The organism is Chryseobacterium sp. Tr-659 (assembly GCF_011752975.1).
In the GTDB taxonomy this organism is placed as follows: domain Bacteria; phylum Bacteroidota; class Bacteroidia; order Flavobacteriales; family Weeksellaceae; genus Chryseobacterium.
Genome location: NZ_VWWP01000006.1, coordinates 287,204 through 314,191, shown reverse-complemented (window position 1 = coordinate 314,191; position 26,988 = coordinate 287,204). Strand labels below are relative to the sequence as shown.

Annotated in this window: 22 protein-coding genes; 9 read left to right on the top strand and 13 right to left on the bottom strand. The window is 33.2% G+C overall.

The window, feature by feature from the left end:
• Positions 1-8: 8 nt before the first annotated feature.
• From F3J23_RS14840 to F3J23_RS14830, 3 genes are all read right to left on the bottom strand, one after another.
• A complete protein-coding gene (locus F3J23_RS14840; protein WP_167030580.1) occupies positions 9-1,088 on the bottom strand; it encodes a T9SS type A sorting domain-containing protein in 1,080 nt (359 codons plus the stop codon).
• 164 nt (positions 1,089-1,252) lie between these two features.
• Entirely contained in the window at positions 1,253-1,600 is a 348-nt protein-coding gene (locus tag F3J23_RS14835; protein WP_167030577.1) for a winged helix-turn-helix transcriptional regulator, read from the bottom strand.
• A gap of 544 nt (positions 1,601-2,144) precedes the next feature.
• Entirely contained in the window at positions 2,145-2,498 is a 354-nt protein-coding gene (locus F3J23_RS14830; RefSeq protein WP_167030574.1) for a winged helix-turn-helix transcriptional regulator, read from the bottom strand.
• 188 nt (positions 2,499-2,686) lie between these two features.
• On the opposite strand from F3J23_RS14830, the gene F3J23_RS14825 reads away from it, so the two are divergent.
• The 4 genes from F3J23_RS14825 (at position 2,687) to F3J23_RS14810 (ending at position 4,133) form a co-directional block, all read left to right on the top strand.
• The gene (locus F3J23_RS14825) at positions 2,687-3,109 is read left to right on the top strand and encodes a transposase (protein ID WP_167030571.1); all 423 of its coding nucleotides are present in this window, start codon (positions 2,687-2,689) and stop codon (positions 3,107-3,109) included.
• Between the two features lie 90 nt (positions 3,110-3,199).
• Positions 3,200-3,523 (top strand): helix-turn-helix domain-containing protein, encoded by a 324-nt coding sequence (locus F3J23_RS14820; RefSeq protein ID WP_167030568.1) that lies wholly within the window; start codon positions 3,200-3,202, stop codon positions 3,521-3,523.
• 139 nt (positions 3,524-3,662) lie between these two features.
• On the top strand, positions 3,663-3,917 hold the full coding sequence (locus tag F3J23_RS14815; protein WP_167030565.1) for a hypothetical protein: 255 nt from the start codon (positions 3,663-3,665) through the stop codon (positions 3,915-3,917).
• A gap of 21 nt (positions 3,918-3,938) precedes the next feature.
• Complete coding sequence (locus F3J23_RS14810; RefSeq protein ID WP_167030562.1) at positions 3,939-4,133, top strand: hypothetical protein; 195 nt, start codon at positions 3,939-3,941, stop codon at positions 4,131-4,133.
• Between the two features lie 101 nt (positions 4,134-4,234).
• Here the strand turns inward: F3J23_RS14810 and F3J23_RS14805 are convergent, their stop codons facing one another.
• Entirely contained in the window at positions 4,235-5,473 is a 1,239-nt protein-coding gene (locus F3J23_RS14805) for a thioredoxin family protein (protein ID WP_167030559.1), read from the bottom strand.
• Between the two features lie 658 nt (positions 5,474-6,131).
• Here F3J23_RS14805 and F3J23_RS14800 point away from each other — a divergent pair.
• Complete coding sequence (locus F3J23_RS14800) at positions 6,132-6,983, top strand: hypothetical protein (RefSeq protein WP_167030556.1); 852 nt, start codon at positions 6,132-6,134, stop codon at positions 6,981-6,983.
• A gap of 42 nt (positions 6,984-7,025) precedes the next feature.
• On the top strand, positions 7,026-8,030 hold the full coding sequence (locus tag F3J23_RS14795; protein ID WP_167030553.1) for a hypothetical protein: 1,005 nt from the start codon (positions 7,026-7,028) through the stop codon (positions 8,028-8,030).
• A 484-nt stretch (positions 8,031-8,514) separates the two neighbouring features.
• Here the strand turns inward: F3J23_RS14795 and F3J23_RS14790 are convergent, their stop codons facing one another.
• From F3J23_RS14790 to F3J23_RS14780, 3 genes are all read right to left on the bottom strand, one after another.
• Positions 8,515-10,191: a S41 family peptidase gene (locus tag F3J23_RS14790; protein ID WP_167030550.1), complete on the bottom strand. Its 1,677-nt coding sequence runs from the start codon at positions 10,189-10,191 to the stop codon at positions 8,515-8,517.
• Positions 10,192-10,217: 26 nt separating this feature from the next.
• Entirely contained in the window at positions 10,218-10,922 is a 705-nt protein-coding gene (locus tag F3J23_RS14785; protein WP_167030547.1) for an outer membrane beta-barrel protein, read from the bottom strand.
• Between the two features lie 557 nt (positions 10,923-11,479).
• On the bottom strand, positions 11,480-13,441 hold the full coding sequence (locus tag F3J23_RS14780) for a glycoside hydrolase family 97 protein (protein WP_167030544.1): 1,962 nt from the start codon (positions 13,439-13,441) through the stop codon (positions 11,480-11,482).
• Positions 13,442-14,085: 644 nt separating this feature from the next.
• On the opposite strand from F3J23_RS14780, the gene F3J23_RS14775 reads away from it, so the two are divergent.
• Complete coding sequence (locus F3J23_RS14775) at positions 14,086-14,793, top strand: T9SS type A sorting domain-containing protein (protein WP_167030541.1); 708 nt, start codon at positions 14,086-14,088, stop codon at positions 14,791-14,793.
• A 282-nt stretch (positions 14,794-15,075) separates the two neighbouring features.
• Here F3J23_RS14775 and F3J23_RS14770 read toward each other — a convergent pair whose 3' ends face one another.
• Positions 15,076-16,104, bottom strand: coding sequence for a LamG-like jellyroll fold domain-containing protein (locus F3J23_RS14770; protein WP_167030537.1), 1,029 nt, complete (start codon positions 16,102-16,104; stop codon positions 15,076-15,078).
• A gap of 379 nt (positions 16,105-16,483) precedes the next feature.
• Here F3J23_RS14770 and F3J23_RS21750 point away from each other — a divergent pair, with 379 nt between their 5' ends.
• On the top strand, positions 16,484-18,226 hold the full coding sequence (locus F3J23_RS21750; protein ID WP_167030534.1) for an ATP-binding protein: 1,743 nt from the start codon (positions 16,484-16,486) through the stop codon (positions 18,224-18,226).
• A 4-nt stretch (positions 18,227-18,230) separates the two neighbouring features.
• Positions 18,231-18,857 carry a response regulator transcription factor gene (locus tag F3J23_RS14760; RefSeq protein WP_167030531.1) on the top strand — a complete coding sequence of 209 codons (627 nt, stop codon included), beginning with the start codon at positions 18,231-18,233 and terminating at the stop codon, positions 18,855-18,857.
• 7 nt (positions 18,858-18,864) lie between these two features.
• Here F3J23_RS14760 and F3J23_RS14755 read toward each other — a convergent pair whose 3' ends face one another.
• The 5 genes from F3J23_RS14755 to F3J23_RS14735 all read right to left on the bottom strand — a co-directional run bounded on the left by F3J23_RS14755 (position 18,865) and on the right by F3J23_RS14735 (position 26,864).
• Positions 18,865-19,719, bottom strand: coding sequence for a hypothetical protein (locus F3J23_RS14755; protein WP_167030528.1), 855 nt, complete (start codon positions 19,717-19,719; stop codon positions 18,865-18,867).
• Positions 19,716-20,792 (bottom strand): NAD(P)-dependent oxidoreductase, encoded by a 1,077-nt coding sequence (locus F3J23_RS14750; protein WP_167030525.1) that lies wholly within the window; start codon positions 20,790-20,792, stop codon positions 19,716-19,718. The genes F3J23_RS14755 and F3J23_RS14750 overlap by 4 nt, the downstream gene beginning before the upstream one ends.
• Positions 20,793-20,909: 117 nt before the next feature.
• Positions 20,910-24,782: a T9SS type B sorting domain-containing protein gene (locus F3J23_RS14745; protein WP_167030522.1), complete on the bottom strand. Its 3,873-nt coding sequence runs from the start codon at positions 24,780-24,782 to the stop codon at positions 20,910-20,912.
• Between the two features lie 81 nt (positions 24,783-24,863).
• On the bottom strand, positions 24,864-25,490 hold the full coding sequence (locus F3J23_RS14740; RefSeq protein WP_167030519.1) for a Crp/Fnr family transcriptional regulator: 627 nt from the start codon (positions 25,488-25,490) through the stop codon (positions 24,864-24,866).
• A 99-nt stretch (positions 25,491-25,589) separates the two neighbouring features.
• Positions 25,590-26,864, bottom strand: coding sequence for a YCF48-related protein (locus F3J23_RS14735; protein ID WP_167030515.1), 1,275 nt, complete (start codon positions 26,862-26,864; stop codon positions 25,590-25,592).
• Between the last annotated feature and the right edge of the window lie 124 nt (positions 26,865-26,988).

The following is a 26,988-nucleotide window of genomic DNA, read 5'->3' as shown; positions in this document are numbered from 1 at the left end:
GGAATCATCTAATCAATCATAAATTTAAATTTGTTACCATCTTCCAGTAATAGAAAATACAACCCTTTCGTCATTCCATTTACATAAATTGTATTTTCTGATCTTGAAATATTCCCCGTTTGAATCAGTTTTCCAGTAAGATCAAAGATTTTGTAGTTTTTTTGTGTTCCCAAACCATTAATTCTTATAAAATCTTTAGCAGGATTAGGATAAAATTGAATTTTTCCATTTTGAATTTCTTTAGTTCCCAAAATAAATACTTCAGCTTTATAGATTTTATTTTCATAAAAATCAGAAATAAACAAATCATTATTTAAAAAGAAGAGCCCAGTTGGCCCATCAATAGATCCTGGTAAAATTACTTCTGAGGTGACCGGATTATTAATATCAAATTTTACAACTCCTGAATCATCACTACCAACAGTAAGGCCTTTGCTGCGGCAAAAATAAAGATCATTATTTTTAAGGATCAAGCCTGACGGGAAAGAGATATCAGAAATAATGGTTTCATTTGTTGCCAATGGATTATTTATTTCAAATCTTGAAACAGTACCACTAGCAATTCTTTGAGTATAATAAATGTACTTATCAACCTTTTCTATATCAAATGGACTTTCAACAGCAATTACATCTTCCAAAACCGGATTAGGCTGACTGATATCAATTTTACAAATCTTATTTCCACTTAAAAGAGCTATATATAAATTATTTCCTATAAAATTAAGACCTGAAGGTCCTTCAAGGTTAGAAATAATAGTTTCAGGAACTGGATTAGGGTTTGTAAGATTAACTCTTAATATTCTGCCTCCCTCCAATTCAGATATATATAAATACTCATCTTTTAAAGTTAATCCATAGGGACCTCCCATGAGTCCTTCTATTAAGTCAACTGGTGCACTTGTAGGATTATTTATATTTATTTTGATAATTTTTTGGTTATAATTATCACCAACGTACATACTATTATTATCGATAACCATTAAATTAGGTCTATTAACATTATCTGCAAGTAATACAGGCTGAACCTGTGCCATCATATCATTTTTAAAAAAAATAATAACTAAAAGAAAAAAAGTAAATGTTTTCATAATTCTACCCTTATTGTTATAAATTAAAAATTTGTTAAATTGTTTTTGAGAAAATATATATTAAAATAATAGCCGGAATTTATCCGGCTATTATATCACCACTACCTGCAAGCCCAGAAGAAGTATCAACTTGAATATATTAAAAGACATTTGTGTTAAAAAAATTAGCCGCAGCCCCGCCAAACATCTTTAGCGTACAATTGTGCCCATTCAGAAATAGAATCCAATAAAGGAAGGATCTCTTTACCTAAATCTGTAAGTTCATATTCTACTTTTGGGGGGATAGTAGGATAAGCTCTTCTTTCTACAATACCGTTTGCTTCAAGCCTTTTTAAACACTTGGTAAGCATTTTTTGTGAAATTCCCCGAATAGATCTATAAATTTCATTAAAGCGCATACAACCTGATTCCCCTAACATAATAATAACAGAGCAGCTCCATTTATCTGAAAGACGTGCAATTACACAATATATGTAGGAAATTTCTTGGGTACTAATCTTATTCTTTATCATCAATGTGTGTGTTTTATTTAGAGATTTAATCCCGATTGAAATATCATAGTGATATTCACAATATGAGTGAAAACTTTTCATTACGAAAATTCTTATTGCGAAACTAATAAGTATAACTTTAATAAACAATAAGTTAATTTAAGGTAACATAGTTACTATATAGTTAGTATTAGTGAAAACCAACAACATAAATTGTAAAAAATATTGATAAATTAACAATCAGGATTTTATCAACAAAAACCTTTTATCTAATGAAGGCAAAAAATTAAATAATAGTTAACATTATATTAAAACAAATCTGGTTTCAAAGCATTTTGAATTAAAATAAGCTAACAATAATTACAACAATTTTTTCGGATCAAAAATTATTATTTTAAATATATTCAGCAATGCCCTTTATTAAATAGAATTAGATAGCAGTTCATTACTGTGAATCAAGTATGATCTTTTTATAGTCTTTGAAATATAAATTTTCAAGTTTATTAAACGAATAAGACTACCTTAGAATGGTAGTCTTATCGGGTTATATTGTAAAATTTAGTAATTAAGCTTTGAACTCTTTTCTATGCTTAATAATTTGTGTCATATGCACATACGCCCAATCAGCTATTGTATGTAATAAGGGAAGCAAATCCAGACCAAGATCAGTTAATTGATATTCCACCTTAGGAGGAACGGTTGGGTGAACTGTACGAGAGATCAATCCATCTGCTTCTAATTTTCTCAAGGACTGAGTTAACATCTTTTGTGATATGTCTCCAGACACTTTTATCATTTCTCCAAAGCGCATGGTTTTGTATTCACCCAACATAAGAATGACAAGCATTGTCCATTTATCCGAAAATCTATCTAAAATGTTCCGAACCGGGCAAGCTTCAGTATTAGAAAATAGCATCATAATTTTATCATTTTTTAGATTAAAAAAATAAAAACATACCGATAGGTAATTGTCTTTTTTTCAAAAAGTTGAGATTAAACTATATTCAAATATTATTTTAGCAAAAATAAAAAAAAACTAATTATTTTCTTTCAACATAAAATAAACTCTGAACAATTTATTAATTAAAAATATTTTATTTGTGAAATATGAATTTTAAAGATATACACATTGGACTCATCTTACAACAAACAGCTAAAGAATGTAATCTTGATACTGAGCGGGCATGCAAATTCTTAGATTGTGATATAAAAGAATTAGAAAACATGTATAAAGAAAAATGCATGAATACTGATTTACTTATAAGATGGAGTAAATTACTCAAATACGATTTTTTCAGACTCTATTCTCATCATTTAATCTTATATGCTCCCGCGGCAAGATTTGACAAAGCCTCCCCCTCAGCCACACTTCCTCATTTTAGAAAAAATTTATACACAATGGAAATTATTGATTTTATCATAGAATTAATAGAAACAGGACAAAAAACTGAACTACAAATAAGAAATGAGTATAACATCCCTAAAACAACTTTAATCAAATGGATAAAAAAATATCGCAGAGACAACTGAAAAGCCATTTAAGTTAGATAAGCCTTTTTATCAATACCATTAAATCAAAATTCCATTAAAAGTTTTTTAAATAGTAATTACAAATACAGTATGAACCTTCAGCCAAATTATAAAAGAATTTATATCGATCTCATTGAACAAAAATTTCCCCAAAAAAAGAATGAATGCATTCATATTCTTAAAAAAGAGCAACTTACAGCCATAGAAGTAGTTATGCTCAACAGAATTCTCTTTGGTAAAGAAAATAAAAAAAACCATTTTAAATCATATGATATTACAAGTATTAGAACTATTCTAAAGTATCAAAAAGAAAATAATCTAAACAATACTCATGTAGCTAAACATTATGGACTAAGTAGAAATACTGTTGCAAAATGGAAAAGCAAATATACTGTTCAAGAAATACTAGCTTGAAATTTAAAGGGCTCTATGATCAATCACTCTTACGTAATACAATATATAATAGATTGTTTGTATTATTTAAGATAAAGTTGTCAATAAACATTTTATACCCAGAAATAAGAGTATATAATTTTAACACTATAAAATAAAAATGATTTACAATTCAAATCTTATTCTATCTCTTAGTCCTATGCCATCAGGATGGGAGAAACAATTCGGAAATACATTAGATACCATTTATGCCAGAAGTCCCTTTAATCATTTACTGATATTTACCGGAGAAAATACGATTCTTGGCTATACAGAAAAATGGATAATATGGATGAAGGAAAATATGATATTTAAATATTATTTAGACCTTTTTTTAGCAGTAGAAAATTGGAATAATAGATATTACGAACATTAACATACCATCAACTTTATATTTATGGAAATATTTTTTCACAAAAACACTTCTACTACAAACGAAACAACGGAAACAAATCATATGGGAGTTTATTTAGCCGAAGATCTAGAAGAGGAAGCCATTTCAATCTGGAAATGGCTTTCACAAATTTCTTTACTTGTTTTGAGTGATATAGCAGCTACAATTTCTATAAAAAAATCTAAAAACAGCATCTAATATAAAATTGTATCTAAAATCATCTTCTATATAATATAATCATTTGTATTTTTTTATATTAAAACAACTCTTTCGATCTCAAATCGCATGGGTGTAAAATATTATTGAGTCAATGATTGAATTAAATCCTCAGCTTCTCGATTTTCAATTCCCTTCTTTTTTGAAAGACTTAATGACTTTTGTGCTTCTATGAGAGCTTTTTTGTGATCTCCGGTTTTTTTATAAAGTGCAGCCAGAGTCTTCGTATTTGCATAAGTTTCACCACTTCTTTTAATAGACTCTTTGCACCAGACAATTGCTTTTTTAAGAGACTCAGGATTAGTGAACAAATAATTAAATCTCCATGCTGCCTGAAAGAGTTCTTCGGGATCTGCATCTTTAGATATTATTTTAAATTGTTCTGATATTATTTGCTCATAAGATTGATAATCCTTGTTTTCAAGCGCTATGTTTGCCTTCATATTCAACAAGGCACTTTTTGCTTTTATTTTCCCTAAAAACTTTTCAGTTTCCCGGAGAAAATTCTGTTCGTCAATTTTTTTAGTATTAGGATCATATGATTTTTTAAAAACATCTTTAATCATTATCTGATCAATAAAAGATTTATATTCTTTATCCCCGATTAATCCTCTAATAACTTTTTCCTTATTTTTAACAATCTTGTATTTCGGGCTATCAGAATCCTGAATAAATACTAATAGGCTTTTAACATCGTCCTTCGTAATTTCCTGATCCTTTATTATATCAAAATAGGCAACAATTACCTTATCCGCAAAATTATTACTTTGGAACCTTAGAAGATTATAAAGAGTTTTAACCAAACTAGAATCCCGATCTCCATTTTCAAACTTATTTTTTAGGCCCTGAATATTCTTGTTGGGATCTTCTGCAGCTTTTCCTAAATCTATAAATTCTACTTCATTATAAGACCCACCAGCTAAATGAATAACATTCCCATCTCCGTCCAAGAATAAGTAAGTTGGAAATGATTTTATATTATATTTTTGGGCTATATTAATTCCATCACCTTTTTCCATATCAAATTTAGCATTGATAAATCTGGAATTATAATAATCTCCAACAGAGGTTAAAGGAAAAATATTCTTTGACATCAACTTACATGGTGCGCACCATACTGTATAGGCATCTATAAAAATAAGTTTGTTTTCTTTCTTGGCCATGTCTAATAGGGCTTGGAAGCTTTTTTCTTCAAATCTGATTCCTTTATTCTCTTGCCCAAACATAAATAAGCTCAATAAAATCAGCAATATACTACCTGCTCTTTTTACGTTCATAATTTCTTTTTTTTTAATTAATATGTTTTTTTTATAATAATTCATCCCACATTCAAGGATTTTTTTGAGAAGCTGATACAACATCATTCTGTAAGTAAGATATATGGCTCGCTCCACACGAATTCCTCTATGTCTCTACAATTTTCATGTCTGTATCCCGTGAAGTCAGTCAGGATGGCATCATCCTCTTTCTTGGCAAGTTCCATACTCTGGATGCATACCTGAAATCCCGTCTTTTTTCATCATGGAAATAGCTTAATACCATTTAATAACTGAATTATACAGGAACCTGGTGTTATTAAGTTATCCTAAATCTATACTGCAAACTTAAATAAGCTACACAAGGTAAACTGTTAATAATCAACTAACTAATGTTAACTAAAGTTAACTGCTCTAAATCGAGAGCTAATTAACCTAATACTCTTGGTAAGAGCAATTCAATGTATTACCTGCCCAATAAGGATTTCAATCAGATTAATTGAAATATGGCATTATTAATCTCAGGACGGTAAATATTATTACGCCGACCATTAAAAAGACTAACCTACAAGTAATTGGATTTCAAGACAATAAACAATTCACAATAACAACTTATAAATACCTTTGCAAAATATTACCTATGATTATATATTATCATTATTCAAAACAAACACTATAAATTATGAGAAAAAAAATCGAACTTCTAAGTTTTTTATATTTTTCAATGTGCATACATGCTCAAATTGGATTTAACACTCCCAATCCAAAGGCTAACATCCATATAGATCTATTAAAAAACAACCCTACCTCCGGTGATAATTTTTCAGAAAAACAGACTTCAGATGATGTTTCTATTAAAACAATTAATGGGAATGCTGCTCTTGGAATTGGAAATATAAATCCTCAAAGAAGCTTGGATATAACAGGACCTGGACAAAATAATCCATCATCTGTTATTCCAGCCATTAGAATAAAAGATGGCAATCAACAAAAAGGGTATGTACTCACTTCCCTGGATGATAGCGGTGATGCTGTCTGGGCACCTTACAAATTAGATTATATAAGAGGAAAAAGAGGTAATGGATTAGACATTCCATTCAAGAGTATTGATGGCTATGCTAATACCGGATCTTACATCACCCTGCCTCCAGGCGACTGGTTTGTGACTGCTTATACGTTGTTGATACGGGATGGTGGTGGTGGAATAGCTCCAATAATAGGAAATGCCATCTGGATAAGAACCTCTTTTTCAGACTCGAAATGCGGAACTAATTTTGGAGACTGCAAAATTACAAACGATATTGAAGCTGGCGGGCCCACCCTTATCAGTGGGCTACTCCCTATAAATACAGTTGATATGGCCTTGCTCTCAGGCTCTTTAATTATTCATAATACGAGTGATAAACCTAAAACATATTATTATATCGCAGGCCAGACAAAAGCTTCTACAGACTTAAGTACAGGCAGCTTTTTAGGCGTGATGTTTAAACCAGTAAAAGTTGCTACCGTAGGAGGCGGATGGGCTGAGAACATTATTCACGCCACAAGAGCAGGAAGCTTAATAGAATCCAATTAGATCATTCTTAACCCGGAATAAACATTCAAAAAACTGAAGATTATGGCTAAATATATTACATATTTTATTCTACTCTTATGGTCCAACCTTTATAGAAGTCAGATTGGTATTAACACTGCTAATCCGCAAACGATGTTTCATATTGATGGGAAAAAGGATAACCCAAAAACGGGAGTTCCTACAACCATTCAGCAAGCCAATGATATTGTTTTTACCTCTTCAGGAAGTATGGGAATCGGGACTATCCTCCCCGATAGCTCTGCAGTAATGCATTTGAAGTCAGAAAATAAAGGTGTTCTTCTTCCAAAAATAAGTCTCCAGTCTAAAACAGATAAACAGACTATAACAAAACCTGCTAATGGGCTTCTGATATACAACATTAATAATTCATTACAGGGAGGAACAGGTATGTACTATAATTCCGGGACCTCTGATACACCTGCCTGGTACAAAGTAGCCAGTACAAATGATATTCCTGAATATAACAGCTATTCTTTAACATCTTTAAGATCTTTCAATATTAATGATGCTGTAACAAGAGTATATTCTTATTCTCAACTCATTGGGAATTGTAATATATCCGCGCATCCGAATGAATGTATTCCACCAACTACAACACAATTTGATTATTCATATCGAATTACATTTAATAAGAATAAAATAGGCACTGATAAGTACGCAATCTTATCTTTTGATTATAAGATATCTACTGCAACAATTGATAATGCGATTATTAATAATGGGAACTGGCTTGTTTATGATATTGAATTTAACATCAACAACAATATTGTTTCAACCTATGCTGATGTAGTTTTTGATATTCCACAAGCTTCGAGCGGAGTAAAGGATGCTGGTAAATTTTATATTATAGATTTATCTAACACAGCACTTAATTCTTCTAATAATGTACTGGAAATCATAATAAAACCTAAAAGATCTATTTTTAAAACCAATGCTGGAAATTTTGCTGGAAATTATTCCATTAATGAAAAGAAACTTTTAAATATTAAAATAAAGGATTTTAGCTTTCAACTTTTTGAAAAGTAATACTATAAAAAATGAATTTTAATTAAGTTTTACTTTGAAGGAACTGCCAAAGCAATTTTTCTTCCATCTGTAGAAAAATTATTTCTGGATGATGATATAATATAGCTAGTCCAGCCTGGAAAATGACTTCAGGCTGGATTTTACTTATAGTATGAGAAAGAGGATTATTTAAACTTTAAACAACTGATTTTTCTCCAATATTTTGTTGGAAGCAGTAAATTTATAAAGTAAGAGATTACCTCAGTATACAATTGATATACCCTCTATTTAACCTGGTAGTTCTTAACGTCTAATAAAAGCCGATATATACCTTTTGATAGAGCGTTACATTAAAAATGCAAGAAAAACATGCTGCATTACAAAATAAATCATCATACTGTGTACACAACAGATAAAATAATATCAGCAAGTCTATACATCTATTTGATTATTAAAAAAAATATGAGAAGCAATAGCTTCTCATATTTGGTTTTAAAAAATAATGTTATTTAGAAGAAATATATTTTATGGCCTCGTTCATCACTCTATCTATAAAGGCGGAAGGACTATTTTTCATCGTATTGATCTCCGCATCAGTTGGTGGAGTAACATAAATATCAGGCTTTACTCCAATCCCTTCTATCACTTGCCCATCAGCATTTTTAAACGCCATTAGCGGCATATAGAATTGAAGATACCCTGTAACTTTATCGATTATTCCTCCATTAAACTCATCCAGATCACTGGATAATCCTGCAGTTCCTCCGGCGGTGTAATCTCCTATGGAAACAACCTGGTTTCCCTGACTTTTTAACATCATCGTTGTAATTTCTGCCATGCTTACACTTCCTTTGTCTGTTAAAATGGCAATAGGAATATTTGAAGGAATTCCAAATTGATGAGGATTTGCATACGTAGGAACCCAGGGTGTATAGTTAAATTGTCCATTCCCCTCTTTTGTTCTCTGATATCCCCATATTTTATTTTGAGTAATAAATCGGTCTGAAAAAAAGCGGGCATCTATAAGCATTCCTCCTCCATTAGACCTTAAGTCAATAATAATTTTCTTAAAATCCCCTTTGTGTAACGGATTTAGAAATTTTTTATAAAAAGGAGCTCTACTTATTATTTCCATTGCGCTATTTTGAAAATGAGGAAAGACATATCCATAATTTACATGATTATTCATTTTACCCACAAACCATTCAATATAAGCTCCACTCTCATTTGTTAAAAGATCTCCATAAGTCTTTTCCTTATTATAAGCAATTAAGTTTTTAGATTTCGTCAATGCTTTTTTGGTTGTTTCTATGAAGGCATCTGAAATTATTTCACTAGTTTTAAAAATTGCCAGCTGATCTTTAAAAGTTTTAACCTCATCGGAAGCAGGAAAAGCATTCCATTGATTTAAAATACCAATCGTAAAGTTTTTTACCTTAGTCCTTAGGTTCACATCTTTAATTTCATTCAATTTGGTGCTTTTTTCAATATCAGCAACTGTCAATAATGAGCTATTTCCAGGATCCGGACTTAGATACCTATCTTTTAGATTAATTTTCCAATTTTTCGCAAGACTGAACTCAGCAAAGCTGAAATAATAAATATCAGGGTTTGATTTTAAGTTTCCAGCTAATAGTTCGCTTTCCGATAATAATGAACCTTCTGCCAGCTTATCTTTCATATAATTATATTTCAAATCAAAATAATATTTATTAGCTGCTCCAACTTTCTTTCTCGCATTCCCTTCAAATGTATAAGTACCTATAATACCATTATTCGAAACTGGCATCGAAATTTTAACATAAAAATGCACATCCATAATAGGATTGATAATTTCTTCAAAATATTTCTGAGCTTTTTTTTGGTCCGCATCAATATCACCATCGTTTTCTGTACTTCTCCCAAAAGTCTTCAATGCAGCAAACTTAGGATAATATTCATGATAAACAGCATTCCAATCCATACCACCTGTTTTCTTTTGTTCATAGAAATACGCATACCGCTGATCCATTACTGTCCAGAATATTTTGAAAAGATCTGCATATGACTTAACATCAGCATTAGTATATCGTGTAGGTTCTGTTATAGATAGTTCGTCATCTTTTACACAAGACCCTAAAGAGGTCATCAACAAAAAAAAGCTCAGCACCCAAAAAGGTATTTTCATAATTTTTTTTCTCATAATTAAAAGTGGTATTAAATAAAGTGTTAATTAAATTTGTAAGAAAGCCCAAGAGAAATCATATAAGATCGAAAAGACTCTTTTTTATTTTTATCCTCATTATACATATTAATGTCAGAAAGCCCATATTGATAGTTGTATGCAGCATATATATCCAACTTTTTAAGGGAATAGCCTAACTGCGCCTGCCCTTGTATGCCGTATCCCCAGCGATCCAACTGATTTTCATTTTCTTTAAAATCATATTTTCCCGATACCTTTACATAAGGAACGTTCCCATCTGGATATAGCCCGCTAAAAACCGGATATTGTCCATCATATTTTCTACTCATCCAATATTCTGAATAGATACCTCCTGCTGCTTTTATCCACACTCCTTTATCCTGATGAGGGTTATTTAAAATATATGTACCTATCATCAAAGGAAGACTAATAAAATTATTGGTATAATCAGAGTACCAACCATTATGAGATTCGATCCTCTCATACTTATAGTTTTTTTGTAAAAATGAAATACCCGTAGAAACAAAAAGAGATTTCCAGATCATATATTCCCCGGAAAGGTTTATTCCAAATCCATAACGTCCAGCGTATTTTGTATCAATTAAATTTGAGAAATTTCCATTAAGAGCATTATAGGTGTATCCTACATCCAATCCAACTTTGAGCTTATTTTGTGCAGACAAACCAGCACCTAACAGAAACAAGCAAAAACACATTCTTTTTTTCATATATACTAAAAATTAAACATTAATTAAGATGATTTAACAATAAAACAGCGGTATTCCATTGTTTTTTCGCAAAACAAAATAAATGAATAAAAATTAATAATCTTTAACAAAAACAATTACCCAGAGGTTATTACAGTATGAATAAAATGATAATAATTTTGGTTTTATAGGTAAAAAGCGAGTAATAAAAAAGCCTTAAATAACAAAACATTGTTTTGATTTTTATAACCTATGGTAATATTCTTTTGGACAAAGACCCTGAAGACCTAAAAGATTGATTTAAGCCACTTTACAAGTATAAAAAAAAGATTTTTCCTCTATTAACTATATAAAAAAACAGCCCTATGCGGGCCGCAAAAAAATAAATCTAGAAAAAAAATATTTATTCAAAAGTAATAAACAAAATCCTTTGATCTCTATTATTATCCCGATAATAAACGATTAAAACAATTACCTCATAGTTATTGGAATTAATTGAAAGGCGATTCTAAAAAAGCAGGTTAAAACACCTAGACTTTTTTAATAATGCCTTTTTAATATCTTTTTTAAAAGATATTCTATTTAGGACTTAATATAGCTGCCCATCCTCCATTGCGTGACATCTTAATACTAATTGTTTGATTGGGAATTATTGTTTTTAACTCTCTTCTGTAATCCATGGCCTGCTTTGGCGCATTGATTCCATCAGAAAAAGCTTCCATGCTATAATTTTGATTTCTGTCTAAAAAATTAAGGTCAATTTTGAAATCACGCCATTTTTCCGCATTGTTAGTAATTCCACCAATAAACCATTTTTTACCTTTTCTTTTAGCTATCAATAAATATTGACCAGCTTCAGCATCTATAACCCTGGTCTCATCCCATGTTGTAGGAACAGATGTTATAAAAGAAGTACAATCGTCATTTTTATAATACATTGTAGGATTATCAGCAAGCATTTGCAATCCACTTTCAAAAACTATATATAAAGCCATTTGATAGGCACGAGTTCCTATACTTGCTGAGTTTGGGCGTTGGGATATATACGTTTCAGGTTGCATACTGATCATGGCTCCCGGGGTATAATCCATAGGTCCAACTGCATTACGGATAAAAGGCAGATATAAACTATTATCAGGTATAGCTCCTCCCATTTGCTCCATTCCTCTTACTCCTTCATAGGATAATATATTAGGATATTTTAATTCCAGCCCCGCCGGTTTAAATGAACCATGAAAATCTACAAATAATTTGTTTTTTGCGGCTTCCGAAGCTACTCTTTCATAAAAATCTACCATCCATTGATCACTCCTATCCATAAAATCAATCTTAATTCCTTTTATACCCCAGCTATTAAAAGTCTTGAACAAGGTAAAATTTTTTTCAACGGTCAGCCATGGCAGCCATAATATTAGATCAACATTTTTCTTTTTCCCATAAGAAATAAGTTCAGACAAATTAATATCTGGATTAGGAGTGAATGGATCTTCTGTAGATTTTGCCCACCCTTCATCCAGAATGATATAAGGTATTTTATATTTAGATGCAAAATCAATAAAATATTTATAGGTTTCCAAATTATAACCAGCTACAAAATTTACATCAGGACCATACGGTGAAGCATCACTCCACCATTCCCAGCTTACCTGCCCCGGTTTTATCCAGCTGGTATCAGTAATAACTGATTTTTGCCCCAGATTTAAGACCATAGTATTCTCTATTAATATTTTATCTTTAGGAGCTACCACAATAAAACGCCATGGCAAGGTTCTGTTGCCTGCTGTTTTGGCAATAAAATTACCTTCGCGTAATATTTTCATGCTTCTATCCCCATCAGGACCAAATTGCAAAGGGACATGTGGGAATACAGCCTTTATTTTATTAGATCCGTTACTCTTCAAAAACATAGCAGGGTATTGTTCTAAATCTGCTTCTGATACTAATAATTTAAAATTTGAAGGTATAGTTAGAAGTGTTGGTAAAAGTAACATTTCATTTTCAGATTTCCACTGAGCTGTTGAAAAGTGGCTGTATGGTTCTTCATACGCTGTTTTAAAATTATTCACTTTTTGTCCATGAATAGTATATGATTGAGGAAGATTTATTTCAAAAAGCTCATTTGAAACTAGGATATCTTCTTTCAGGTTTGTAATCAGACGATGAGCAATAGCCGTATTGAATAGCCGAAATTCTACCGACAAACCATTCTTGAGATTTATAAGAAGTGCATTATATCTACTTTCAATATGTGAAAATTTAAGCGGAACTACAGGATTGATATTTTCTGAGTGTTCGGAGTAGGTATAATTTTTTATTTGAACATTTTTCATGTCTTTCTTATCTCTAATTTCCAATCCGATGTTTACCGAATCAATAAGAAGAGTCTTTTCATAATAAAGTGTATAATGAATTGTTTTATTCAAATTAATTTTAACCCATAATTTTCCATCCGGAGATTTTAAATCAAGTATTTTGGTTTGGGTTATTTGAGCGAATACAGTCGTTGAGAAAAAAAGCAAAATTAGAAAAAGGTTCTTCATATCTAAATATCAGTTTTTGCAGTTATTAACTAGAAAATTACAGGTATTGTTTTCATTTAGTAAGTAAATTTAATCTTTTCATGATGAATATACTTTTTATCTTCCCTAAAGTACACACACCCTAAAGAAACTAATTGAGCTAATTGCATTACATTACCCTAATCTTTGTGAGAAATAGGGACAATTTTTACTCTCTATCATCTATCAATGAAGAGGCTCACAACATCACCTGAACTCTTTAATCTCCATATCTGATTTCCAGCATATTCAGCCTTCGACACCAAATAAGCCGTTCTTCGGGCTGATTTTGGCTCCTGCTCCATGAAAATTACTGCTGGATTTTGAAAGATTATAATTACTTATATAAAAATCAGCTTAACCAGAAAATTGTTGGAATAACCTTTATAAAAATGTTTACATAAAAGAATCAGTCTCATTAGTATCTTCACTTTTATATTTTTTTCTTTCTATATACATTTTAAATAGATTAAAGGTTATTTTGAAGAAAATTTGAATCATATTTTAACAGCAATTCTGGTTTTCAAAAATCTCCGGAAACCACCATAAAATAAGGATTTTTTAAAAAAATAATTCATTTAATTTCGGATAAATTCAGTACTTTTGCGCGCAAATTATATTTTTTAATGAAACAAAAATTAACTACTCTTTTATTATTGTCCTATGCTGTTATTTTCGGACAAAATTCTATCACAACTACTTCAACTATTGCAGGGGCAACAACTACGTATACCTTTAACTTAACTGCTGGTTCAGGAGGACAAACCTGGAATGCTATTTCTGCCAAGGTTGTACCGGGATCTACGCTTCCCTCTTTCTCTCCTAATGTTTCACCTGCCAGTACTTCTGATATTGATGTTTTTCTTAATGGATCTACTACTGAAACTCCAGGATATTTACGAAATTTTGGAAATGGTGAATTGAAAATAGATATTTCTCAGGCCCTTTCTCAAGGCACAACCATTAAAGTAATTATTAAAAATGTTATCAACCCATCTGCTGCCAGCAATTCAGCTGCTAAAATAGCTTTTCAGAATAGCAATTATGTTGATCTAAATAGCTTTTCAAATAATTTTAATATCACGGCGGGAACACTGGCAACTTCTGAAAATACATTCTCAAAAAATAAGACTGAAATTTATCCAAATCCTACAACTGATTTTATAAGGTTAACAAACCTTCAATCCAAGGTTCATTATAAAATTAATGACCTTAATGGACAATTGATTTTGGCTGGAGAATATAATAATAAAGATATCGATGTTAGAGAACTTCCAGCTGGAATATACATTCTTACTTATGATCATCAATCAATTAAATTTGTAAAAAAATAATTAACAAATTATATAAATTTAATGCATCCGCATAGTAAAAAAGATAGAACAAGTGTTCTATCTTTTTTAATTTTGCTGGTAATGTATATAAATAAAAATTAACTTCAATCATTTTGATTCCGAAATGATATTGTAGCCTAAACATAATGAAAGGAAGATGTGAGTATGCCCTCAAGGAAAGCCATACTCACAACAATACCAGATCAAATTGCAAGGAAATAGAATAACTTAAGTGACGTTTCTATTCTAAATTCCTTACAAAAAAGTGAATTTCTACCGTCTTTATTTTTTAATAACTTTTATGGTCTCAAGATCTTTTTCAGTTTTTACTCTAACCCAATAAGTGGCCGGGGTAAGAGATGACAAATTAATTTCCGCTTCAACGCTGTTTATTTTTTGTTTTATAAGAGTTTGCCCTAGAAAGTTAATTACTTCAACATCTAAAATGGGCTGTTGAGATGTCAGGAACAACTTGTTTGTAACAGGGTTAGGAAAGAGTTTAAATTTCGTTTTTTCTACTGAGGATACATTTAAGGTAGAACAAATAGTTCCGGTAATTATAATACTATTACCAACCCAGTTAGAAGAGTTTCCGGTTAAAGCAAAACCATTAAGGGTTCCATTATAATTATTTCCACTGCTGTCTTGCAGGGTTGTTACAGAAGTATTATTCCCATTAGCAACGCCCTGATTAAATTTATAATACGCAATTAATCCTGCTTCCGGACCTAGCAGCTCACAGTTCATATGGTTTGCTATTTCACCGGGAGACAAAGCTCTGTTCCAGATTCTTACTTCATCCATAGTTCCTGTAAAACTATTTGCAGCATTATTAAAAGCGCCTAATCTAACGATGTTTCCTCCTTCAACCGGATCAATCTCATCATTGCTATCAACCAATACTCCATTTTTATACAAATTCAGCGTACTAGTAGCGGCGTCATAAGTTACGGCAACGTGATACCATGTATTAATAGACAATGGAACAGAGTCTTCTACGCTAAACCAGCCGCCATTATGTCCGGCAGAAAGCTTCCCTGAACTATTGGGTATCCAGAAAGCGTGCAGCCCATCCGAATCGCCACCGGAGATAATGTTGTTTTGGGTACTTAAACTTTTCACATAAATCCAAGCTTCTTTGGTATAACTTACAGGCAAAATGTTTCCACAGTTTACATAATCGTTTACGCCATCAAAATCCAGCGCTGATCCTTGCTGAGAAAATCCAAATTGGAAAATCATTAAAAAATAGGCAATCCAGATTTTTTGAAAATTCAGATTGAAAGGCATTAAAAGTATTTTACTTTTCATGATAATAATTTTTATTAATTACATCACAAAATTGTATCATTCTCCCGGAGATTCATACAAGGGTAAACCCCTGAATTGAAGATTGTATAATTTTCAATATTAGAAATTGATACATTTGTAAAAAAATACTTGTATGCCTACGATTAAGAAAATCATATTCTTATTCATTACTTTTTTCACATTATCATGTAGGGAAAAAAAGGAAAATTTTTATTTTGAAAAAGTAACTCCGCCAAAAGAAGAGCCTACAAAAGTTTGGTTAAGGAAAAATGAAAACTATAACGCAGATAAAGAACGTTATCTGAAAGTTTTTTTGGACTACTATCAAAGTAAAATGGCTAAAAATGATTATTCGAACGCTTCCAAAATTCTGGATTTAGTGACTACAAAATTTGTTTATTTTTATGATTTTGACCCTCGTCTTACCCAGGTTGTAAAAGAATTTGATGAAAGATACAGGAGTAAATTACCCCCTATAAAAACAATTTACATTGATAGCTATTATGGCAATTTAGAATTTGACAAAGACCATCTCAACAAGGCTAAAGATTACTTTTTAAAAATTACCGCTTTAGAGCCTGATGATTACAAAAGTTGTTACAAAATAGCCCGTGCTTATTATGATTTATCATATACTTATTTTGTTTTAGGAGATTTAAAAAACAGCATAGAAGCGAATGAAAAATCAAGAAACTACTCTATAAGAATCAGAGATCAGGAAAGCATAGCTTCTGTAGAGTCGAATTATGTGAATATTTACAAAGCAAATGGTTCTTTTCAGAAGGCGGTTGCAAGTGCGGATGAAGTGATAAAAATCTCTAAAGAAATCGGGAATACCTATGATTATTTTATGGGCAAATACAACAAATGTTCTGTTTATGGTTTCTTTAATCAGCATCAGCTAAAAAATAAATATATCCACGAAACTTACAAAGAATATTTAGGCAGCCAATATGATAATGATGTACTTCTGCTTGGTATTTCTGATTACGAAATAGAAGCTTTAATTGAAGAAAATAAATTAAACGATGCCCAGATAGTTTTAGATAGGATAAAGCCTGTTGCAGAAAAAAACACCTCTCAAAATTGGCAAAAGGATTATCTGGCGACTTTGGCTTTATATCAAATCAATAAAGATGTAAAAACGTGTAACACAAAATACATAGAAAATTCACTGCCCAATTTGCTTGAGCATAAAAACTACGAAAGAGCGAACCTATTTTACAGTGTTTTATTGGAAAAAGCAATTCAAAGCAGAGATCTGGACAAGGTTGTTTTTTATAATAATGAAGTCTACCGTACAAGGGACAGCTTATCGAGTGCAAAAAGTAAGCTGATCAATTTAGACCTCGCCGCAAAATATGAAACAAAAGAAAAAGAGCAGGAAATTAAGCTCCAACAAGAAACTATTATCAATAAAAATACTGTTATTATGGCTTTAATACTCGTTTTTATTGCATTGTTATTAGTAATTATCATTTATTATTTAAAACAAAAACAAAAGAAATTGTCTTTAGAAAAAGAACGTTCATTGCAATTTACTAAAAACCTTCTGGATAAAACTGAGGAAGAACGCAAAAGAATTGCATCTGATCTCCATGATAGTGTGAGCCATGAACTATTGTCGCTTAAGCATTCTTTTGAGGCAAGCCAACTTCAATTAAACGAAAAAGTGGACAGCATTATTAATGACATCAGAGCAATAAGCAGAAATTTACATCCCGTTCTTTTTGAAAAAATAGGACTTGAAGCCAGTTTAGAACAATTTGTAGAACGCATCCAAAACACGCATCGTTTTATGCTTTCCTCCGAAATCAATTATCAGGATGGTCTCACGACTGAAAAAGAATTACAAATTTATAGAATTGTGCAGGAAGCTGTTTCAAATATTATAAAATACGCAGATGCTATCGCGGCAAAAGTAATTGTAACTGAAAATAAAGACACTGTTATTTTAGAAATTATTGATAATGGAAAAGGGTTTAATGTAAAGGAAACTCTGGAAAAAATGGATGCTTTTGGCTTACACAATATTATAGAAAGAAGTAAAGCAATTGGCGGACAAGCTCATATCACTTCAACTGATAAAGGCACAAAAATAGTGGTTCAAATAAAAAAATAATAATATGAAAATTCTAGTTGCAGACGATCATCCTTTAACCCTGAATGGAACCGTTTCTTACCTTACAAATTTAGGATATAACGTAGTGAGTGCCTGCTCTAATGGAACTGCAGCACTTAATTACATTCAGGTTTATTTGCCGGATGTAGCTGTTTTGGATTTAAATATGCCGGGTTTGGACGGATTGGAAGTGGCAAAAAAAGTAATGGAAAATAAATGGCATACTAAAGTTATAATCCTCACCATGCACAATGAAATTGGAGTTCTGAACAAAGCAAAAGAATTTGACGTAGATGGTTATATTTTAAAAGAAAAAGCTTCTCCTGATCTAGAAAAATGTATGAAAGAAATTGCTTTAGGAAAGAAATATTATTCTGGAGCTTTGCTTCAAAATTATACAATAGAACACACAGATGACCTCGACAAACTCAGCTTGTTAACACTTTCCGAAAGAAAAATAATAGAATTAATAGCGGGTCAAAAGACCAGTAAACAAATTGCTGAGCTTCTTTTCCTCTCCGAAAAAACAATAGAAGGACACCGTACCAGAATTATAGAAAAACTAGGTATTCCAAAAGAAAAAAATGCATTACTGATTTGGGCCATACAGAATTATAAAAAACCCTTGTAGACTTAAGTTACCTTGCAATTCCTAAAAAGGAATCCCAGTTAGAGTTTAGCTTAGCATTCACAGTTCCGTTATCTGAATCATAAACCCTTACTCCACTTATCTGATAAGGCAGTAATCCCATCTTTTGTTCTGCGAAAGGCCTTTTCTGCGGAGGAATAAATCCCACTTCATTTTTCTCAAAGAGCTTTCCTTCTTCATTTCTCATATGGGCTCCAAAATTTACCCAACAGTTCTGCCCTCTTGTTTCCGTAGTTAAAGCGGCACCTGCTAAAGGGGAAAACATTTGCATATGGGTATGCCACGCGAGATCTTCGCCAATGGCTCCAAATCCAAAGCCATACATGGCATGTCCAAATATATCATGAACAATTCTGAAAATATCATTGACAAGAAATTCATAATTTCCAGATTTAATTCCCGTTTTTTCCAGCATTACATTTTTTGAAGAGATATTATTTTCTCCAAACCCATCTTCGGTTTTATAAAAGAATAAATGTGAATTATGAATGTCCACTAGCATTTCATAACTATCTTTGTATGGTTCACCTTTGCCATAAAAGGGTTCATAAGTAATATTTTCTTTTAGATTTAAAAAATTAAATTGGCTTAACACTTCTTCTTTTAACTGGCCATAGGAGGCTTTCGTAAAAGGATCGTCGGGAGAATGCTCCATAAGGGTATAAGCATCTGCAATTTCCATCCCGGTTTTGTTATTCATCTTTCCCATATATTTAAAAGATGGCTCGGGAGCAATCTCATAATATCTTTTATAATCATCTTTTACCTTAATCAGCATAGGACATTGATTATCATTCAATATTCTATGCTTACATCTATCAATAAGCTGTTTAAGTTTTTTCATAGCAATCCATCAGGTATTTTTTCATTAAAAATCTGTATCCATTCCTGTACTACTTCTTCAGCAATAAAGGAAGGGAATGCATGTAAACCATTCGTAAGATTAGAGTATATTAATACATCAATTCCTAAATTATGAGCATAAAAAACAGGGTCTAAATAGCGTAATAATGTAGGTTCTGCAATAAAAAAATTAATAGGCTTTTTTCCGCAGAGGATTTCAGTATCTTCAAAACCATCACCAAATTCATCATCTCCTCCCATATTGGCTAAATACTTATTTTGAAAAACTTTTATATTATAGTTCCCGGATATTATATTCTCTCTTCCTGTAGCTGTGACAATACAGAACATTCTATTTGCGGCATCTTCAACGATGGATTTATCGTAAGCTGAAATAGCATCAAATCCATCTGAAACAGCACGTTTTAATGTAGGTTCCTCTGTTTCTACGATAGTCACATGAGCTCCTTGTTTATTTAAATGATAAGCTATACCTCTTCCTACCTTGCCATATCCAAAAATCATAAAAGATCTGTTTTCAATATTTTCTTCATGTGTGATCTCTTTAAATGCTCTGATAAAAGCCTCTCCTGTGCCTAATGTTCCTTCCAGATTTTTAATAAGGCTTTGATCTATTGAAATGACAGGATAGGAGATATCATTTTTACCGTATTTATAGGTTCCGGTACCCGTAATTTCTACAGTCCCAATTTTGGGAGGTCTTTTAGGTAGCAGCTCTGCAGCGCAGTCTAAATAAACATCAAATTCCCTGTCACCTAAACTGTCTAAGCTAATAAACTCCCCTCCTGCAGATTGAAACTTCTTAATTAATTCAATGTCTGGATACATAAAGCCGGGAGAAGTCATTGTGATTTCCCCACCCCCTTCATACAAGGCTTCTGACTTTATAAGTGCTTCTTTGGTAAAGGGAACATTTTGGAGTATCCGCAATCCTTTATAAGGTTTTGATCTTTTAACCCTTTCCAACTGCTTATTCATAAAGAAAAGATCTTTTTCATCATAGGTAGATTTTAATTCATGAATAAAAGATGTTATTGTAGATGGCTGTGACATGTATATAATTATTGTTTAAATTATTAATTGATAGAGTTTTAATTCTTTGATTTATTCAACATAGAGGTAATGCACTATCTTATTAAGCAAAATATACAGCCCCCTTACATAGATTTATCAGTCTCTGTTCTTTACTAATACCCATCCTGAAATCTCTACCTTCTTATGGGTCACCGGGTCATCCCAAGACAAAAGATACCAATAGGTGTCTGTGGCCAGCGGGCGGCCCAGATACTGCCCGTTCCAAACAGGGGCTTTAGAACTTATTTCAAATACTTTTTTTCCATATTTGTCAAATACAGCCCCTGTAAAATTTCGGTATTTACTGATTTCACTAAAATCAATGGCATCATTTTTACCATCGCTATTGGGAGTAATTACATTGGAAATGATAAAAGTATAATAAGTGGTCTCCGTTTCACATATTGCTCCTTTATTTCTTACTTTCACAGGATATTTGGTATTCTTAAGCACATTCAGGAAAGTATTTGATAATTGCCATGTTATTCCTCCGTCAATGGAATATTCAACAGGTGTATTTCCATTGTTCTTGACATTAATTGTTAAAGCATCATCTTTGTACACAATATTCAAAATCTCAGGAACAACAATATAATTTACTGCAGCTGAAAATGTTTTTGAACAGATCCCATTATGGATGGTGACAGTATAAGTTCCGGCCAATTCTACATCAATTGTTTGCGTATTTGCCCCTGTATTCCAGGTATATGTATAATTTGCCCCTGTGCCGGCATCTAATATTCCTTTATCCCCGTTACAAATTTCAATGTCGTTCAGAATAGATGTTATTTCAGGAACAACTTCAATAGTAATGGCTGCCGGGGCTTGAGCCATGCATCCGTTTATTCCTGTTCCGGTTACTGTATAAGTTGTAGTAACGGCAGGTGAAACCAACTGTGTATTTCCATTGCCTGCCAGATTTGTCCATGTATATATATCCGCCCCAGCAGCAGTAAGCATTACAGATTCACCTTTACAAATTTTAAGTTTAGGCGATGTAACAGTGATCATTGGCGGGGTTGTATTTTTAATGACAGTTACAGTCCCTGCCTTTTTACATCCCGAAGGGGACGCACTTGTAATAGTAAGAGTATAAGTACCATTATTACTGACTACCGGAGTTAATGTATCTGCTCCTGAAACGATAATTCCTCCGTTAGCCGCAACCCATGAAAAAGAGGCCCCCGGCTGATAAACGGAAGCAGTCGCGTCTAACGTAACCTGAGAATGAGTACACGTAATTTCTAAAGGAGCAGCAATATTCACAACCATATCAGGCTCCATTAGCACTGTTACCGATTTTTGATACTGGCATCCTGATGGGGTTACAACGGTTACGGTATAGATTCCGGGAATATTAACCATATTAATAGGGCCATTTATACCATTCGACCATGTAAATACACTCCCAGATCCCTGTGCAACCGCCGTTAATGTAGTAGAAAAACCTTCACAAAATGTTAAATTTCCTAAGATCTGTACATTAGGATCAATATCCTGCGTTATGGTCACTGAAGCAGGAGCGCTTGTACATACTCCGTTTGTGCTTGTTAGTGTATATACTCCGGGAGCCGTTACGACAATAGACTGGGTTGTTTCTCCCGTAGACCAGGTATTTCCTGTGGCATTATTTGATGTTAAGGTTATATTTCCCCCTGGACATAAGATTGTGGAAGGTGAAGTAATAGCCGGAGCAGCAAGCTGAGTTACCGTAAGCTGTAACTCCGCAATTTTAGAGCAGCTTGCAGATTTCACCCGTACATAGATGGTTGCATTTCCGGAAATATAAGCATTCGGATTGGCAATCGTATTGGCATTACCCGCAAGAGCATCTGCCTGGGCAGCATAATAATCAAAAGCCACACCCCCTGTTGTACTGATATCGGGCTGAGACAGCGTAAGATCAAAGGAAGCGGTCTGTGTATCGGAACATTGGCTTAAGCCTGAATTCTGAACTACCGGAACAATCCCCTGGGTTACTGTTACGGATTTTGTGTACTGGCAATTGGCCGGTGTTTTTACTGTTACGGTATAAATTCCCGGCGTTGAAACTGCAATGGTATTTCCCGCAGTACCTGTTGACCAGGTATAGGTATTGCCCGTTCCTGTGGCTGAAGCTGTAAGCTGAACCGCCGATTCACATAAAACCGTATTTCCTGCAATCTGTACATTGGGATCAATATCCTGCGTTATGGTTACCGAAGCCGGAGCGCTTGTACATACTCCGTTTGTACTTGTTAGTGTATATACTCCTGGGACCGTTACGACAATAGACTGGGTTGTTTCTCCTGTAGACCAGGTATTTCCTGTGGCATTATTTGATGCTAAAGTAATACTTCCTCCAGGGCATAAGGTTGTGGAAGGTGAAGTAATAGCCGGAGCAGCAAGCTGGGTTACAGTAAGCTGTAACTCCGCAATTTTAGAGCAGCTTGCAGATTTCACCCGTACATAAATGGTTGCATTTCCGGAAATATAAGCATTCGGATTGGCAATCGTATTGGCATTACCCGCAAGAGCATCTGCCTGGGCAGCATAATAATCAAAAGCCACACCCCCTGTTGTACTGATATCGGGCTGAGACAGCGTAAGATCAAAGGAAGCGGTCTGTGTATCGGAACATTGGCTTAAGCCTGAATTCTGAACTACCGGAACAATCCCCTGAGTTACTGTTACGGATTTTGTGTACTGGCAATTGGCCGGTGTTTTTACTGTTACGGTATAAACTCCCGGCGTTGAAACTGCAATGGTATTTCCGGCAGTACCTGTTGACCATATATAACTATTGCCTGTTCCTGTGGCTGAAGCTGTAAGCTGAACCGCCGATTCACATAAAACCGTATTTCCTGCAATCTGTACATTGGGATCAATATCCTGCGTTATGGTCACCGAAGCAGGAGCGCTTGTACACAGGCCGTTTGTGCTTGTTAGTGTATATACTCCTGGGACCGTTACGACAATAGACTGGGTTGTTTCTCCTGTAGACCAGGTATTTCCTGTGGTATTATTTGATGTTAAAGTAATACTTCCTCCAGGACATAAGGTGGTAGAAGGTGAAGTAATGGATGCTGATAAACTCTTATTTTTAAAAATTATGGCATTGGTTTGCTTACATGAGCTGATAGTATTATTTGGATTGTTAGGATCATTATAATTGATATTATAGAAATAAGTATCTGTGGTATTCACAACAATGGGTGCTGTAACAGGATTATTTCCGGTTGTAGCATCATTTGCTGTTTTAAAATAGCTCACCGAAAAATTAACATTCCCATTTAATATTCCCGTAGACAATGTGCTAAAATCAAAGGTTGTTGAATCACCACAGATGGAGATTTCTCTTGGGGAATTGGCATTCGGGCCGGCATTTCCGGGGGCAATAAAAGGATTAGGAGCTAAATTTGGATTGGTAAATGCTGAAAGAAAAGTAGCAGTTCCTCCCCATGTTAATGAAAACGGAGAAGTGGTAGTATTAAAACTATTTACCCAGTTATCAATATATAAGAAATAGGTTTCCCCTGCCAGAACATTTAAAAATCTACAGAATGGAAAAGGCTGTCCGTTTGGGACACTTGTAAGATTACTTGTCATATTTAATCCTGTGACTGCACCAACCCCTATTATGGTAGCGCTATTACAGCGTATTGGAGAGCCTAGATTTCCACAGGAAGCATTGGGGCCGTAGATGGCCCAATCATAGTCTGCACCCGGATTATTTGGTGTCAAAATAAAAGTGAGTGTTCCACTTGTTGCTATTGTAAATTTATACCAGACAGAATTATGTTCGCCGGAAGCTCCCAAACAACCACCAAGATTCTCATTAACATTACCAATGCCCGAAGGGCTGTAATTGATGTTAGAGTTTCCACATATCGTAATTGCCGAGGTGCAGTCTTCCTGTCCAAATACAAATATTTGTAAGAGCAATACCCCCAGAAAAATAATTTTTTTAACATAGTATTTTTTTAACATAGTGTTCTTTTATTTATTCCAAATTTTAAAAATAGATGTCAAGACAGGTATTGATGATCAGATACAGCTAATCAATTCATTTTATAACATATTCATTAATTGTATTCCGGCTTTTGTTCGTGTAATTTCTCCTTGTGATTCAATTTTCTTTAAGATTTTACTCACAACTTCTCGAGAGGTTCCTATATTGCCTGCAATTTCTTTGTGGGTAAGCTTTACCGGATTATTTCCTGTAGCTGAAATTTGATATCTGATATAGTTTATTACTCTTTTATCAATAGAATAAAATTTAATATTGTTTATTCTATCCATTAAGTGTATGATGTGCTTACAACTTTCGTTATAAAAAAACTGATTAATTTCAGGATATTGAATTAACCAGTTTCTTACCGTCAGAACAGGTATCAATGCAATTTCTGAGTTTTCAGTAGCTACAAGATTTACTTTACTGACCGCGTTATTAAAAATTGAAAAAAAAGTTTCCGGGCAAAAATCATAAGGCATCATATCATAATGGGTCAGTTCTTTCCCGTCATGCAGCGAATAAGATTTTACGGATCCTTTTATTAAAAAACATACATATTTAATTCTTTGTCCTTCAATCAGAATTTCAGTTTTCGCTTTTATTTTAGTAACTGATGCATGTGCCTGAAATTCATTTAAAAAATCCAGCCCTAAAGAATTAAATGTAAAAGCAGTTGATCCCATCACTCATTATTTCTCGTTAAATAAAATACTCATCCCGGCCTAATAAACAGAACATTAAAAACCACTGATATTCTGATAATTAACAATAATCCTAAATACTTAATCTTTCAATATTTTATAAGAATTATCTTTTAGTTTCAAAATATATACTCCTTTATTTAAATTGCTTATATCTGCTTTTAATGTACCGTTTGAAAGCTTTTCTATTTTCTTTACAGAAACAAGCTGCCCGGTAACAGAAATAAGTTTAATATCATCTCTAGAAGCATTTTCAATGATTATATAGTCTGAAGCCGGATTAGGATAAATTTTCACCTGATTGTCTTTCCCATGATCAAGCGTATTCAGTACTGCATTATTGGATTTATAGACCGCTCCGCCCTGCCCAACTACCCAAACCGTATTTTGGATCTGAAAAACGTTCCTGAAAACTTCGGTACCTCCGGACTGCAGTGTAGTCCATGTATTTCCTCCGTCTGCTGTTTTATAAATACTTGAACCATCCCCAACAATATATCCGTTATTGGGATCGCTGAAAAAGCCGGAGAGAATTCTCTTGTTGGGAAGACCGGGATATTGGAAAGCTGTAAATGACAGCCCATTATCTGTAGATTTTCTAGGATTATGAGTCGCCATCCAATATATACTCCCGGTTCCGTTGACATTGAAGATATCCAATGGGTTATTACCAGTATTCTGTTCAAAATAAGGAACAAAAAAACTAGCGCCATTATCTATAGAATTAAGAATAACATTTGTAAATACATGGAAAGTTCCTGTCAGCTGAAAAGTTCCGTTAACAGGATCATTGGCTATTCTAGTTATTGAAAAAGAAGATCCGGTAGACGCCCCGGGGAATGTTTTCACTGCAGTCCAGCTTATTCCGCCGTTATTGGTAGTATAGAATAGCGGATTATTATTGCTGTCAACAAACCCGTTATCACAGCCAACGATCCCATTCTGCCCGTTAAACCGGATGGCTCCAAATGTTGCAGCTCCTGTATTATTAGTAACTGATGCTGTTACATTCTGCCAGGTGTAGCCGCCATCTGTCGTTTTATATACTCTTCCTCTTCCCCCGCTTATCTGTTCATTTCCAACTACCCATCCATTTAAGGAATCCGTAAAATACACATCAGTCAGAGCCAGCTCTACATTGGAGTCCAGAAGAACAGAGTTCCAGGTGGCACCTCCATTATGGGTGGTGTACAACGAATGGGTATTGAATGAGGTGATGAAGACATCATTCTCTGAAGTAGCAAATACCCAGGTACAGAAGGCATTTGGGGCCGGAAAGTTATTCATTTTGGTAAATGTTTGTGCCCAAAGAATAAATGGCAATGCCATTACAACCGAAGATAATATTTTTTTCATGTTTGTTTTTTTATGTTAATTACTTTGTTATCAACACTTTTATCAGATGATCAGTCCCTAAGCCTTTTACTTTAATCATATAAAACCCGGTTGAAAATTTTTTCATTAAAATTTCTTTTACCCG

What these genes read in the sequence shown, in the direction of transcription:
- F3J23_RS14800 (WP_167030556.1), top strand. Translation starts at nt 6,132, where the DNA reads ATGTGCATACATGCTCAAATTGGATTTAACACTCCCAATCCAAAGGCT.
- F3J23_RS14820 (WP_167030568.1), top strand. Translation starts at nt 3,200, where the DNA reads ATGAACCTTCAGCCAAATTATAAAAGAATTTATATCGATCTCATTGAA.
- F3J23_RS14795 (WP_167030553.1), top strand. Translation starts at nt 7,026, where the DNA reads ATGGCTAAATATATTACATATTTTATTCTACTCTTATGGTCCAACCTT.
- F3J23_RS14785 (WP_167030547.1), bottom strand. Translation starts at nt 10,922, where the DNA reads ATGAAAAAAAGAATGTGTTTTTGCTTGTTTCTGTTAGGTGCTGGTTTG.
- F3J23_RS14755 (WP_167030528.1), bottom strand. Translation starts at nt 19,719, where the DNA reads ATGAAAAAACTTAAACAGCTTATTGATAGATGTAAGCATAGAATATTG.
- F3J23_RS14815 (WP_167030565.1), top strand. Translation starts at nt 3,663, where the DNA reads ATGATTTACAATTCAAATCTTATTCTATCTCTTAGTCCTATGCCATCA.
- F3J23_RS14840 (WP_167030580.1), bottom strand. Translation starts at nt 1,088, where the DNA reads ATGAAAACATTTACTTTTTTTCTTTTAGTTATTATTTTTTTTAAAAAT.
- F3J23_RS14750 (WP_167030525.1), bottom strand. Translation starts at nt 20,792, where the DNA reads ATGTCACAGCCATCTACAATAACATCTTTTATTCATGAATTAAAATCT.
- F3J23_RS14735 (WP_167030515.1), bottom strand. Translation starts at nt 26,864, where the DNA reads ATGAAAAAAATATTATCTTCGGTTGTAATGGCATTGCCATTTATTCTT.
- F3J23_RS14835 (WP_167030577.1), bottom strand. Translation starts at nt 1,600, where the DNA reads ATGATAAAGAATAAGATTAGTACCCAAGAAATTTCCTACATATATTGT.
- F3J23_RS14830 (WP_167030574.1), bottom strand. Translation starts at nt 2,498, where the DNA reads ATGATGCTATTTTCTAATACTGAAGCTTGCCCGGTTCGGAACATTTTA.
- F3J23_RS14825 (WP_167030571.1), top strand. Translation starts at nt 2,687, where the DNA reads ATGAATTTTAAAGATATACACATTGGACTCATCTTACAACAAACAGCT.
- F3J23_RS14780 (WP_167030544.1), bottom strand. Translation starts at nt 13,441, where the DNA reads ATGAAGAACCTTTTTCTAATTTTGCTTTTTTTCTCAACGACTGTATTC.
- F3J23_RS14805 (WP_167030559.1), bottom strand. Translation starts at nt 5,473, where the DNA reads ATGAATTATTATAAAAAAAACATATTAATTAAAAAAAAAGAAATTATG.
- F3J23_RS14740 (WP_167030519.1), bottom strand. Translation starts at nt 25,490, where the DNA reads ATGGGATCAACTGCTTTTACATTTAATTCTTTAGGGCTGGATTTTTTA.
- F3J23_RS14775 (WP_167030541.1), top strand. Translation starts at nt 14,086, where the DNA reads ATGAAACAAAAATTAACTACTCTTTTATTATTGTCCTATGCTGTTATT.
- F3J23_RS14745 (WP_167030522.1), bottom strand. Translation starts at nt 24,782, where the DNA reads ATGTTAAAAAAATACTATGTTAAAAAAATTATTTTTCTGGGGGTATTG.
- F3J23_RS14760 (WP_167030531.1), top strand. Translation starts at nt 18,231, where the DNA reads ATGAAAATTCTAGTTGCAGACGATCATCCTTTAACCCTGAATGGAACC.
- F3J23_RS14770 (WP_167030537.1), bottom strand. Translation starts at nt 16,104, where the DNA reads ATGAAAAGTAAAATACTTTTAATGCCTTTCAATCTGAATTTTCAAAAA.
- F3J23_RS14810 (WP_167030562.1), top strand. Translation starts at nt 3,939, where the DNA reads ATGGAAATATTTTTTCACAAAAACACTTCTACTACAAACGAAACAACG.
- F3J23_RS14790 (WP_167030550.1), bottom strand. Translation starts at nt 10,191, where the DNA reads ATGAGAAAAAAAATTATGAAAATACCTTTTTGGGTGCTGAGCTTTTTT.